The organism is Pseudomonas sp. GW821-FHT10B02 (assembly GCF_059415665.1).
Genome location: NZ_JBWKNR010000006.1, coordinates 243111 through 256431, shown reverse-complemented (window position 1 = coordinate 256431; position 13321 = coordinate 243111). Strand labels below are relative to the sequence as shown.

Annotated in this window: 8 protein-coding genes and 1 tRNA gene; 4 read left to right on the top strand and 5 right to left on the bottom strand. The window is 63.2% G+C overall.

All coding sequences use genetic code 11. The annotated features are described in order from the left end of the window. Positions 1–10: 10 nt before the first annotated feature. Positions 11–3031 (bottom strand): D-2-hydroxyglutarate dehydrogenase YdiJ, encoded by a 3021-nt coding sequence (gene ydiJ, locus AC07OF_RS12060; protein WP_495072919.1) that lies wholly within the window; start codon positions 3029–3031, stop codon positions 11–13. A gap of 152 nt (positions 3032–3183) precedes the next feature. Here ydiJ and AC07OF_RS12055 point away from each other — a divergent pair, with 152 nt between their 5' ends. Further along, positions 3184–4086 carry a LysR substrate-binding domain-containing protein gene (locus tag AC07OF_RS12055; RefSeq protein ID WP_038609298.1) on the top strand — a complete coding sequence of 301 codons (903 nt, stop codon included), beginning with the start codon at positions 3184–3186 and terminating at the stop codon, positions 4084–4086. A 38-nt stretch (positions 4087–4124) separates the two neighbouring features. Here AC07OF_RS12055 and AC07OF_RS12050 read toward each other — a convergent pair whose 3' ends face one another. Together AC07OF_RS12050 and AC07OF_RS12045 are read right to left on the bottom strand one after the other, a co-directional pair. Next, positions 4125–6119, bottom strand: coding sequence for a peptidase U32 family protein (locus AC07OF_RS12050; protein ID WP_157191921.1), 1995 nt, complete (start codon positions 6117–6119; stop codon positions 4125–4127). Between the two features lie 213 nt (positions 6120–6332). Continuing rightward, complete coding sequence (locus AC07OF_RS12045; protein WP_461531069.1) at positions 6333–6713, bottom strand: RidA family protein; 381 nt, start codon at positions 6711–6713, stop codon at positions 6333–6335. 196 nt (positions 6714–6909) lie between these two features. Here AC07OF_RS12045 and AC07OF_RS12040 point away from each other — a divergent pair. Further along, a tRNA-Gln gene (locus tag AC07OF_RS12040) sits at positions 6910–6984 on the top strand. A gap of 129 nt (positions 6985–7113) precedes the next feature. Here the strand turns inward: AC07OF_RS12040 and AC07OF_RS12035 are convergent. Next, a complete protein-coding gene (locus AC07OF_RS12035) occupies positions 7114–8826 on the bottom strand; it encodes an amidase (protein WP_495072918.1) in 1713 nt (570 codons plus the stop codon). A 274-nt stretch (positions 8827–9100) separates the two neighbouring features. Between AC07OF_RS12035 and AC07OF_RS12030 the strand changes: the two genes are divergently transcribed. Both AC07OF_RS12030 and AC07OF_RS12025 read left to right on the top strand, forming a co-directional pair. Beyond that, positions 9101–11518, top strand: coding sequence for a glucose/quinate/shikimate family membrane-bound PQQ-dependent dehydrogenase (locus tag AC07OF_RS12030; RefSeq protein ID WP_495072917.1), 2418 nt, complete (start codon positions 9101–9103; stop codon positions 11516–11518). A gap of 86 nt (positions 11519–11604) precedes the next feature. Then, on the top strand, positions 11605–12900 hold the full coding sequence (locus AC07OF_RS12025; RefSeq protein WP_495072916.1) for a carbohydrate porin: 1296 nt from the start codon (positions 11605–11607) through the stop codon (positions 12898–12900). Here the strand turns inward: AC07OF_RS12025 and AC07OF_RS12020 are convergent. Continuing rightward, on the bottom strand, positions 12890–13315 hold the full coding sequence (locus AC07OF_RS12020) for a RidA family protein (protein ID WP_476445565.1): 426 nt from the start codon (positions 13313–13315) through the stop codon (positions 12890–12892). The genes AC07OF_RS12025 and AC07OF_RS12020 overlap by 11 nt on opposite strands. Positions 13316–13321: the final 6 nt, after the last annotated feature.

Sequence of the window (13321 nt, the reverse complement as noted above, 5' to 3'; positions counted from 1 at the left end):
CCCCGATGTTTCAGCGGCTGAGCTGCTGCAACAGCACCTCCAGCGGATGGCGCAAGGTGCGATCCGCCTGGCGCTTGACCTGACTACGGCATGAGTATCCGGTGGCCAGCGCTTCACCCTCCTTGTCCAGCTTGCCCGCCCAGGATTGCTCGAAGATGACCTTCGAGGTTTCCTGGTTGCGCGCTTCGTGGCCGTAGGTGCCAGACATGCCGCAGCAGCCGGTGGCCTCGGTGGACAGCTTCAGGCCCAGACGGGCGAACACCTGCTCCCACTGGCGGGTACTGGCCGGGACGTTGGTCTTCTCGGTGCAGTGCGCCATCAGCCGGTAAGTAGTGGTTGCCCGGGTCGGCTGCTCGGGCAGCACATCCATCAGCCACTCCTGTGGCAGCAACACTTTCGGGCAATCGCCTAGGCCCGGCACCTTCTGGTACTCCTGGCGGTAGACCAGGGTCATGGCCGGGTCCAGGCCCACCAGCGGCACACCGCAGTCGGCCAGGGCACTGAGCTGACGCGCGTTGCGGATGGCCGCCTTGTTGAAGGCACCAAGGAACCCCTGGACGTGCAGCGGCTTGCCGTTGGCGCTGTAGGGCGCCAGGTAGATGCGGTGGCCAAGGCGGTAAGCCAGATCAATGAACGCCGCCAGCACCGGGGTTTCGAAATAGCGGGTGAAGGCATCCTGGACCAGGACAATGCTGCGTTCGCGTTGGGCCGGGGTCAGTTCGCGCAGGGCCGGGATGCTGGCCATGCGCACGTTGCAACGGGTCAGGGTGGCCTGCAGGTTGTAACGGCTGATCAGCGGACTGTCGAGCATGCCGACATGCCGCTCCAGCAGGTTGCTGACCCACTTCGAACCCATCACCGCGTTGTACAGCCCCGGCGCATGGGCCAGGTACGGGATGCTGAATTCCAGCGAGCCAATCAGGTAGTCACGCAGCGGTCGCTGGTAACGCCCGTGGTACAGCTCCAGGAAGCGCGAGCGGAATTCCGGCACGTTGACCTTGATCGGGCACTGACCCGCGCAGGATTTGCAGGCCAGGCAACCGGCCATGGCGTCGTAGACTTCATGGGAAAAATCCGCCTCGCCTTTGCTGCGCGAGAGGTTGTTGCGCAGACGCGCCGGCAGGCCTTTGAGCCAGTTCAACTTGCCTTGGGCGGTGGCCAGCACATCGATGTTGGCGGCGCCCTGCAAACGCAACCATTCGCGGATCAGCGAGGCGCGGCCCTTGGGCGAGTGCTGGCGTTCGCGGGTGGCTTTCCACGACGGGCACATGGCGTCGTTGGGATCGTAGTTGTAGCAGGCGCCGTTGCCGTTGCAGTGCACGGCGCTGCCGAAGCTTTGCCACACGCGCTCGTCGATCTGCCGGTCGAAGTCGCCACGCAGCGGCGCTTCGTTGACCTTGATCAGGCCCTGGGCACTGTCCGGCGGGGTGCAGATTTTGCCGGGGTTGAGCTGGTTGTGCGGATCAAAGGCGCCCTTGAGCGCTTGCAGCGACGGGTACAGTTCACCGAAGTACTCCGGCACGTATTCCGAGCGCAGGCCCTTGCCGTGCTCACCCCAGAGCAGGCCGCCATAGCGTAGGGTCAGCGCCGCCACCGCATCGGAAATCGGTTTGACCAACGCCGCCTGGGCCGGGTCTTTCATGTCCAGCGCCGGGCGCACATGGAGCACACCGGCATCGACGTGACCGAACATGCCGTAGGCCAGGCCATAGCCGTCGAGCAGGGCGCGGAACTCGGCGATGTAATCCGCCAGTTGCTCCGGCGGCACCGCCGTATCTTCCACGAACGGCTGCGGACGCACTTCGCCCTCGACGTTGCCAAGCAGGCCCACCGAGCGTTTACGCATGGTGTAGACCCGCGTCACCGCCTCGGCGCCTTCGGCCAGGGTGTGACCCAGGCGCTCGACACCCTGGTCGGCCTGCAGGTGGGCGACAAAGGCCTGCACCCGCGCATTCACTTCGGCCGGATCATCACCACAGAATTCCACCAGGTTGATGCCCAGGGTCGGACGCTCGGCATCGGCGGGGAAATATTCGGCGACGCTGTGCCAGACGATGTCTTTCATCGCCAGCATCAGCACCTTGGAATCGACAGTCTCGATCGACAGCGGCTTGTGCGCCATCAGTGCATTGGCGTCACGCAGGGCGTCCATGAAGCTGGTGTAGCGGACGTTGACCAGTACTGCATACTTGGGGATCGGCAGCACATTGAGCTTGGCCTCGATCACATAACCCAGCGAGCCCTCGGCGCCGCACAGCACGCTGTTGAGGTTGAAGCGGCCCTGCTCATCGCGCAGGTGCGCCAGGTCGTAACCGGTCAGGCAGCGGTTGAGCTTGGGGAAAATCTGCTCGATCAGCTCGGCCTGGGTTTCCTGGATCTGCCGCGCAGTGCGGTACACCTCGCCGGCACGGCCAGGTTCGGCACAGGCCTGTTCCAGTTCAGCCTCGTCCAGCGGCCGGGTGTGCAGGCGCTGGCCACCCAGCAGCACGCTGTGCAGCTCCAGCACGTGATCACGGGTTTTACCGTAGGTGCAACTGCCCTGGCCACTGGCGTCGGTGTTGATCATGCCGCCGACGGTAGCGCGGTTGGAGGTGGAGAGTTCCGGGGCGAAAAACAGCCCGTGCGGCTTGAGCGCGGCGTTGAGCTGGTCCTTGACCACACCGGCCTGGACCCGCACCCAGCGCTCTTCGACGTTGATTTCGAGGATGCTGTTCATGTGTCGCGACAGGTCGACAACGATGCCGTCGGTCAGCGACTGGCCGTTGGTACCGGTACCGCCACCTCGCGGGGTCAGCTTGACCGCGTTGAAGCGCGGCTCGGCCATCAGCGCGGCAATGCGCGCAACGTCCTCGGCGTCCTGGGGAAACACCGCCGCCTGCGGCAGGCGCTGGTAGATCGAGTTGTCGGTCGCCAGCACGGTGCGCGTAGCGTAGTCGGCACTGAGCTGGCCACGGAAACCGGCAGCGCGCAGGGCATCGAGAAAATCAGGGTACAGCGTGGCCGGTGCAGTGCCGGTCAGTCGGGCGATCATCGGGGGATGGCCTCATTTATGTCAGGCTAATCGAGAATACTTGCTGAAACGGTATGGTCAGTACACCGCCAGGTAGTGGATGATGCCAATGATCCCGCAGCCTTGCGCCAGGCACAAACGGATATTCCCGCAGCCTTTGATGACTTTTACGAATGAATTACCGCAACCTCACCCCGTCGATGTCCTTGCTGCTGGCATTTGAAGCTGCGGCGCGCCATGAAAGCTATACCCGCGCGGCGGTGGAACTGGCGCTGACCCAGAGCGCTGTCAGCCGTCAGGTCCAGGCCTTGGAGCAACAGCTGGGGGTGACGTTGTTCCGTCGCGAAGGCCGCACGGTCAAGCTCACCGATGTCGGGCGCCTGTACCAGCGTGAAATCAGCGAGGCCCTGGGGCGTGTGCGCAGCGCCACCCTGCACGCCATCGCCCACCAGGCCGGTGGCGGCAGCCTGCGTCTGGCCACCCTGCCGACCTTCGGTTCGAAATGGTTGTTGCCACGCCTGCACGAGTTCTATCGCAGCCATCCCGACGTGCTGGTGCATATCAATTCACGGATCGAACCGGTGGACTTCGCCACCAGCGGCATCGACGCCGCCATCGTGGTCGCCACCAGCGAACTGCCCGGGCTGATCTGCCATCGCCTGCACGCCGAAGAACTGATGCTGATCCTGTCACCGACCCTGGCAGCCACCCGCCCCAGCTGGAGCCCGAAAGACATCAGCCAGCAGGTACTGCTCAGTGTCGCCAACAACGCCAATGCCTGGGGCGAATGGTTCACCCACCACGGCCTGGCGCACCAGGCCATGCGCCTGGGGCCGAGCTTCGAATTGACTTCGCATTTGATCCAGGCGGTGCGCGCCGATATCGGCATCGGCCTGGTGCCACGCATCCTGATCAGCGACGAACTGGCCAGCGGCGAACTGAGCAGCCCCGCCCTGCCCTTTGCCAGTGCACGCAGTTACTACCTGGTGTATCCGCCGCGCAACCAGGCGCTGCCAGCGCTGGAGGCGTTCCGTAGCTGGCTGCTGGACAAAGCGGGAATGGAGCTGCGCGGCTGAGGACGAGCGCGACGCCGTAACGTCGCGCTCATGGTCACTCAGTGCGGGGCGCGGGGGATGGTTTTCAGCAGGTCTTCGGGACTGATATGGCCGACCACTTGCTGGCTGCCCGGTTGCGGCAGATCGAAGATGTGCCCCTTCATCTTGCCGATAACGTGCATCTCGCAAGGTTTGCAGTCGAACTTCAGAGTCAGCACCTCGTCGCCGTGAATCAGCTGCATCGGCGCGACCTTGGTACGCACGCCGGTGACGCCCTTGGCCTGTTTCGGGCAGAGGTTGAAGGAGAAGCGCAGGCAGTGCTTGGTGATCATCACCGGCACTTCGCCCTTCTCTTCATGGGCCTCATAGGCCGCGTCGATCAGCTTGACGCCGTGACGGTGGTAGAAGTCGCGTGCCTTCTGGTTGTAGACGTTGGCCAGGAACGACAGGTGCGATTCCGGGTACACCGGTGGCGGATTGCTTTCTGCTTTACGCCCGCCGCGTGGGTGCGCCTTGATACGCGCCTCAGTCAGCGCTTCGATCACTTCACGGCGCAATGCCTTGAGCTGCGAGTTGGGGATAAAAAACGCCTGTGGCGCATCCAGCTCGATGGCGGTGGCGTGATACTGGGTGGTACCCAATTGGCCGAGCAGGTCGTGCAGTTGTTCCAGCGCCTGCTCCGGCTTGTTGGCCGCACCGAACGGACCGTCCAGGCTGACGCTGGCACTGACGCCCTCTTCGCTGGTGGCAGTCAGTTGCAGACGCTCTTCACGCAGGCATGCCGTCCAGGCCAGGCCAATGCGGCGCTCGGCAGAGGTTTTCTGCAGGGCTTGCTGCCAGTTGTGGTCGAGGTTACGGCTCAGCGGATGGTTGGGCCGTAGCTGGTGCAGACCCTTGGGCATTTCGTTCGGCTCGACGCGATAGCGGTAGCGCTTTTCGCCGTCTTCATCGAACTCGCCCTTGGGCTCGGCGATGTTGGCGCGAAAACCTACAACTTCACGTTTGACCAGGACATTGAGGCCGTCGCCGTTGGACAGCGGCTCATGGGTGACAACCTGCAGGTCACGCTTGCCGACTTTCTCCACCACGCCCACTGCCAGACCGGTAAAGGTCGGCGAGTCGAAAGCGCCGATGTCGATCTTGCGCTCGCTGACGAAGTAATCGGTGCTGCCACGGTGGAAGGTCTTGTCCGGATCGGGCACGAAGAAGTGCGCGGTGCGGCCGCTGGAAGCGCGGGCCAGGTCCGGGCGGTCTTCGAGGACCTCGTCCAGGCGCTGGCGGTAATAGGCGGTGATGTTCTTCACATAGCCCATGTCCTTGTAACGGCCTTCGATCTTGAACGAACGCACACCGGCCTCGACCAGGGCGCGGATGTTGGCGCTCTGGTTGTTGTCCTTCATCGACAACAGGTGCTTTTCATAGGCGATCACGCCGCCTTTTTCGTCCTTCAAGGTGTACGGCAGACGGCACGCCTGGGAGCAGTCGCCGCGGTTGGCGCTACGACCGGTCTGGGCGTGGGAAATGTTGCACTGACCGGAGAAGGCCACACACAGCGCACCGTGAATGAAGAACTCGATCGCCGCATCGGTCTCGTCGGCGATGGCACGAATTTCCTTGAGGTTCAGCTCGCGAGCGAGGACCAGTTGCGAGAAACCGGCCTGATCGAGGAACTTCGCCCGCGCCAGGGTGCGGATGTCGGTCTGGGTGCTGGCGTGCAGCTCGATCGGCGGAATATCCAGCTCCATCACCCCCAGGTCCTGGACGATCAGCGCATCGACACCGGCATCGTACAGCTGGTGGATCAGCTTGCGCGCCGGCTCCAGCTCGTTGTCGTGGAGGATGGTGTTGATGGTGGTGAACACCCGTGCGTGGTAACGATGGGCGAACTCCACCAACTGAGCGATATCGCTCACCTCGTTACAGGCGTTGTGGCGGGCGCCGAAGCTTGGGCCACCGAGGTACACGGCGTCGGCGCCATGCAGGATGGCCTCACGGGCAATGGCCACATCGCGGGCGGGGCTGAGCAGTTCCAGGTGATGCTTGGGTAAGGACATGTTTTTTTAGTCAGGCTTGTCACGGTCAAGGCGCGCATTGTAGCGCGAAACGCGTGACTCGCACCCGCTGGCTGCCGAGCTGCATGCCGTTGTGGGAGCTGGCGGAGCCGGCGATGAGGCCAATGCAGCATGCAGATACCGAGCAGGCTGGATTACGGCCGCTGCGCGGCCGATCGCGGGCAAGGCCCGCTCCTACAAGGATCGGCGGCGGCTTTAGGCCTTGGCAGCCATCGCCGTCACTTCCACACGCATGCCTTCTACCGCCAGCGAGGCCACGCCGACAGCGGCGCGCACCGGCCAGGGTTTGGCGAAGAAGCGCTGGTAGACCTCGTTGAAGGCGGCGCGGTCTGCCATGTCGGTGAGATAGATGGTCAGGTGCAGAACCCGGTCCATCGAGCTGCCAGCACGTTCCAGCGCAACCTTCAGCGCTTGCAGGGTACATTCGCTCTGCAGGGTGATATCGCCCAGCTCCAGGCTGCCGTCGGCGCGGGTCGGGATCTGGGTGGAAACCAGCATGCCGCCGAAACCGGCTACGTCGCTGGAGATGGATTCCGGGTCGGGGTCGGGAACGAAGGTGATGTCGTGGTTTGCCATGGCGAATTTCCTGCTGGATGGGATAAAACACTATGATGCCTGACCGGGCACAACAGTAACCGGCTGTTTTAAAAACAATTTATTTGCTCTGGCTCTTCCCAGACGGCAAAAAAGTTGATAAATTTCCGCGCATTCCTGCAACGGCAGCGAATGCTATCTCTTCAAACGAGTGCCAGACACTCGTCGCAACAGCTACAGGGGCGTCGCCAAGCGGTAAGGCAGCAGGTTTTGATCCTGCCATGCGTTGGTTCGAATCCAGCCGCCCCTGCCATTTTCTTCTTCTGATCCAAACCCATCTCACGACATCTCTGTCGTAATCACACGCGCACTTCCAAGCACAATGCACGGTCAACTCAAGACCGGGATTGACGCTACGTAGCACCAACCCCGCTCTCTCTATTTAATTGCCAGCAGCCAATGGCGGCGTGCGCGGCGGCACCAAGCGCTTGGACCCTGTCGATTCGAACGCCGACGCCAGCCGCAGCAACGACGAATCGTCATAGGCGCGCCCGGCAAAGGTCAGCCCGACCGGCATGCCGATGTCAGCCATCACGCCCATCGGCACGGTGACCGTCGGCACACCCAGGTGACGAATCGCCAGGTTGCCGTTGGCCACCCAGACGCCGTTGCTCCAGGCGATATCCGCCGATACCGGGTCGACATCGGAATTGGCCGGGGCAACGTCGGCGACCGTCGGGAACAGCACGGCATCGAGCTTGAGGCGATCCATCCAGTCTTCCAGATCGATCCGGCGGGTTTTCTCCAGCCCGCGCAGGCCGTCAGGCACCGTGCTGATCTGATCCCAAGGGGTAATGCCACGCTCGGCCATGCGTACGTACTCGTCCATGCCCGCGGCAAGATCGCCTTCGCGGTTTGGCAGCGTGCCCGGATCGTGAGGGAAGATCTTCGGACCATCGACATCGACCAGACGGTTGAGTTTCGGGTCGCCGTTGGCCTGGAGGAAATCATCGAAGGCCCAGGCGGTCAGGTCCCACAACTCATGGTGGAGGAATTCTTTGGACACCAGGCCACGGTTGAACACCGTCGGCGCGCCTGGACGGTCGCCTTCGCAATTGGAGACCAGCGGGAAATCCACCTCGATCACTTCGGCGCCTGCGGCTTCCAGGGCCTTGCGCGCCTGTTCCCAGAGATCGATAACCGTCGGGCGGGTGTTGATGCGCTGGCCGGTCGGCCCGCCGATGCCCGGCGCTTCACTGGTGCCCGCCTCGGGGTCGGCATTGATGTACATCTTCGGGATGCCCAGGCGCTTGCCTGCCAGTGCCGTGGCGTTGACCGCCAGTTCCAGGTACGAAGCCGGACGCACCGAGGCGACGCTCGGAATCGGCACCCAGGGTTGCATCCGCCACAGATCGCCGCGGGTGTCGGGGTCTTCGGCGACCACCACGTCGAGCACTTCGAGCAAGTCGGCCATGGTCCGGGCAAACGGCACGACCACGTCCATGGTCGGCGTCAGCGGCCAGTTACCGCGCACCGAGATCACCCCGCGCGAAGGGGTGTAAGCGCACAGGCCGTTGTTCGAAGCAGGACCACGCCCGCTCGACCAGGTTTCTTCGGCCAGACCGAATGCCGAGAAGCTCGCGGCCGTGGCAGTACCTGCACCATTGGACGAGCCCGAGGCGAACGGTGCGGTGAGGTATTCAGCGTTGTACGGGCTCTCGGCCCGGCCATACACCCCACGCTGCATGCCGCCATTGGCCATCGGCGGCATGTTGGTCTTGCCCAGGCAGATGGCGCCGGCAGCACGCAGGCGTTCGATGGTGAACGCATCGCGGTAGGCGACCAGTTCGGCAAACGCCGGGCTACCGGAAGCAGCGGTGAGCCCTTTGACCAGGTAGCTGTCTTTGGCCGTGTAGGGGATGCCATCGAGCGGCCCGAGGGTTTCGCCCTTGGCCCGACGCGCATCAGAGGCCTCGGCCTCCTTAAGCGCTTCGGGGTTGCGCACTACCACTGCATTAAGTGCAGTGGCCGTGGCGGGACCGTCATAGGCATCGATACGGGCAAGATAGGCCTGAACCAGCTCGACCGCGGTGGTCTGGCCGGATTCGAGCGCCGCGCGCAGCTGGGCAATGGAAACTTCGGTCACTTCGATCATGCGTTTATCACCGATGGCTGAAGGTTGACGCCATGAAGGTTGTCATCACACTGAATACTGAGCACAGGCACACCACATCTCTCAAAACGGGTTTTCATATCGGGTCTCGTTGCACGCCATTACGCGATTCCGCGCATTGGCCACCATGAAACCCTGACGCTGCCTTGAAAGCAACAGAGCAGCCAATGATCCCATGGTCTAAAATGTACTAACTTGTTAATTAGCTTGCTAAGGGTATAATTCGGCCACTCCCCCACTTCGAGTTTTTTTCGGTATGAAGCACGCACCGCGCACCTCTGGCGCCTCAATATTCATCCTGGTTGGCCTGGGGCTGATCATCGCCCTGCTCGGCCTGGCGCTGGCCGCTGGCGGCGTGAAACTGGTCAGCCTGGGTGGTTCCTGGTACTTCCTGATCGGCGGTCTGCTGATGGCCGTTTCCGGCCTGCTGATCGCGCGCCGCAAGCCGGCAGGTGCCTGGCTGTACGCCGCGTTCCTGGTCGGTACCGCGATCTGGGCCCTGGCGGATGTCGGGCTGGTGTTCTGGCCGCTGTTCTCGCGCCTGTTCATGTTCAGCGCCGTCGGCCTGGCGCTGGCGCTGGTCTACCCGTTGCTGGCCCGCGCTGCGGGCAATACCCCTGGCCGCAGTGCCTATGGTGTGGCCGGCGTGCTGGCCGTAGCGCTGGTCATTGCCGCTGGCAACATGTTCGTCGCCCACCCCAGCGTCGCCCCCACTGGCAATGGCCCTGGCGTAACCGCAGTTGATCCGGCAAATGCCCAGAAAGACTGGGCGCACTACGGCAACACCGAAGGCGGTAGCCGATTTGCCGCGCTGGACCAGATCAATCGCGACAACGTCAACCAACTAAAGGTGGCCTGGACCTATCACACCGGTGATGTGGCCTTCAGCGACGGCAACGGTGCCGAAGACCAGCTGACGCCATTGCAAGTCGGCAACAAGGTGTTCATCTGCACCCCGCACAACAACCTGATCGCCCTCGATGCCGACACCGGCAAGGAGCTGTGGAAGAACGCAATCAACGCCAAGTCGAAGGTCTGGCAGCGTTGCCGCGGCATGGCCTACTTCGACGCCAGCGCGCCGATCGCACAACCGACCCAGGCCAACGCTTCGGCGATCATCGCCACCAACGTAGCGGCCGGCGCCAACTGCCAGCGCCGCCTGTTGACCAACACCATCGACGCCCGCCTGATCGCCGTCGACGCCGATACCGGTGAGTTCTGCCAGGGCTTCGGCAACAACGGCCAAGTCGATCTCAAGACGGGCCTGGGCAACGTCCCGGACAGCTACTACCAACTGTCGTCGGCACCGCTGATGGCCGGCACTACCGTGATCGTCGGCGGGCGTATTGCCGACAACGTCCAGACCGACATGCCAGGCGGTGTGATCCGTGGTTTCGACGTTATCAGCGGGCAAATGCGCTGGGCCTTCGATCCGGGCAACCCCGAGGACAGGAACGCCCCGAGCGGCGACAGCACCTACGTACGCAGCACCCCCAACAGCTGGGCGCCGATGTCCTATGACCCGGCGATGAACACCCTGTTCCTGCCGATGGGCAGCTCTTCCACCGACATCTATGGAGTCGAGCGCACTGAGCTGAACCACAAGTACGGCGCTTCAGTGCTGGCCCTGGACGCCAGCAGCGGTGAAGAGAAATGGGTGTACCAGACCGTACACAACGACCTCTGGGACTTCGACCTGCCGATGCAGCCGAGCCTGATCGACTTTACCAAGGCCGACGGTCAGTCTGTTCCGGCACTGGTAATCGGCACCAAGGCCGGGCAGATCTTCGTCCTCGACCGCGCCACCGGTAAACCGCTGACCCGGGTCGAAGAAGTCGCGGTCAAAGCGGGCAACATTCCCAACGAGCCCTACTCGCCGACCCAGCCAAAATCGGTGGGCATGCCGCAGATCGGCGCCCAGCAACTGACCGAGTCGGACATGTGGGGCGCCACGCCGTACGACCAGCTGCTGTGCCGCATCGACTTCAAGAAAATGCGCTATGACGGGCTCTACACGGCGCCCGGCACGGATCTGTCGCTGAGCTTCCCGGGCTCGCTGGGTGGAATGAACTGGGGCAGCATTTCCACGGATCCGGTGCATGGCTTTATCTTCGTCAACGACATGCGCCTGGGCCTGTGGATCCAGATGATCCCGTCGCAGAACAGCGGCCAGGCCAGTTCCGGCGGTGAAGCGCTGAACACCGGCATGGGCGCCGTGCCGCTCAAAGGCACGCCATATGCGGTGAACAAGAACCGCTTCCTCTCGGTTGCCGGCATTCCCTGCCAGGCGCCACCGTTCGGCACCCTGACCGCCATCGACATGAAGACGCAGAAAATTGCCTGGCAGGTGCCGGTGGGCACCGTCGAAGACACCGGCCCTCTGGGTATCCGCATGCACCTGCCGATCAAGGTCGGCTTGCCGACCCTCGGCGGCACCCTGTCGACCCAGGGCGGCCTGGTGTTCATTGCCGGCACCCAGGACTTCTACCTGCGCGCCTTCAACAGCGGCAACGGTGAGGAAGTCTGGAAAGCCCGCCTGCCGGTGGGCAGCCAGGGCGGCCCGATGACCTACGTGTCGCCGAAAACCGGCAAGCAGTACATCGTCATCACCGCTGGCGGCGCACGTCAGTCGACTGATCGTGGCGATTACGTCATGGCCTACGCCCTGCCGTAACACCCCCTCGCTGCATTGGCGCGGTGCCCTGGCACCGCGCCCCCTTCCGCCTTGTATCCCTCGCGTTTCCGTCAGATAGGTTGTGCATGTCCCGCGTTTTTCGTTTTTATCATCCCCGCCCGATCACCGGCCTGCTGCTCGGTCTGTGCTGTACCACCACCCTCCCCGCACTGGCGAATGACTCAGATCTTCTGACCCGCAGCACGCTTACCGGCGACTGGGGCGGTCTGCGCCAGCAACTGAACGAGCAAGGCATCACGTTCACCGGCGACTACAGTGGCGAGACCGCCTACAACGCCGCTGGTGGCCTGCACCGTTCAGCGCGCTACTCGCAGAACATCAAGCTGGGTGTGCAATTCGATCTGGGCAAGCTGTATGGCCTGGAAAACGGCGACAAGGTCCAGCTGACCGTCAACGACCGTCGCGGCAACAGTGCCTCGGAAGATCTGGTCGGCAACCGTCTGCCAATCCAGGAAAACTACGGCGGCCTCTATACCCGCCTGACCGAACTGAGCTACGAGCGCACACTGTTCACCCCAGCACTCAACGTCAAGCTCGGCTACATGGCCATGGGCAACGACCTCGGCGGCCTCGACAGCGGCATCCTCTGCAACTTCATGAACGCCGGCTTCTGCGGCCATCCGCTGAACATGTCGGGCGGTAGCGGCTGGACCAACTACCCCAACGCGCATCTCGGCGTGCGGGTGAAGTACGACCTATCCGCGGCCTGGCAACTGCGGGTCGCCGCCTTCAACGTCGACCCCGAGAGCAACGGCAATTCCAGCCGCGCCTGGCACCTGGGGCCCAAACACAGCACCGGCACCGTAGTGCCGATCGAGCTGGTGTACAAACTGCAGGGTGAACTGCCCGGGGAATACAAACTGGGCTACTACTACGACAGTTCCGATGCCAAACGCATCGGCAGCGACAAGGAAGTAGCCGGCCGTGAGGGTCACTACCTGCTGATCGACCAGGCGCTATGGAACTCGCAAGCCACAACGGGCCGTAGCCTGCATGCCTTCGGCCAGTACTCGGCGGCGAGCAGCGCCGCATCGCCGTTCAGCACCTGGTATGGCGTCGGCATGGTCCTGTACAAGCCCTTCGCAGGCCGACCGCGCGACACCGTTGCCTTGGGTTACGGGCGCGCCGTACCCAACCCGCGCAGCCGCGACGTCCAGCAGGACGCCGCCGTGGCCAATGGCAAAGCCTTCCCGAACCTGGACAGCGCCGAACAGCTGATCGAACTCAGCTACGGCTACCAGGCCACACCCTGGCTGACACTGCGCCCGGACGTGCAGTACATCATCGAGCCAGGCGCGTTTTCCGGTGAGCAGATCGACAATGCGCTGGTTCTGGGCTTGCAGGTCAAGGCTACGTTCTGAGCGCAGCAGTAGCTTCGATCTCGATCTGCATGGCGTCCAGCGCCAGCCGCGGAACCGGGATGAGGGTGCAGGTGGGCTTCATATGAGGCCCCCAGGCGCGATCCGCTTCGGCCACCCACTGGCGCAGCTTTTCTTCCGAGTGATCGACGATCAGCAGCGTCAACTTGAACACATCCTCAAGCCCTGCGCCTCTGCTGCGCAACGCCGTTTGCAGATTGGCCAGGGCTTGCCTGGCCTGCTCGGCAAAGTCTGCTGAAAGCCGCCCTTCGATGTCCTCTCCACCCTGCCCAGCGATGTACAGGAGCCGGGCCTGAGGGTTGATTTCGGCGACATGGGAATAGGCGTTGGCGCTGGGGTCGTAGAGGCCTTCAGGGTTGGACAACTCGAAGGGTGACGAGGTCGTGGCAAGGGTCATGGTGCA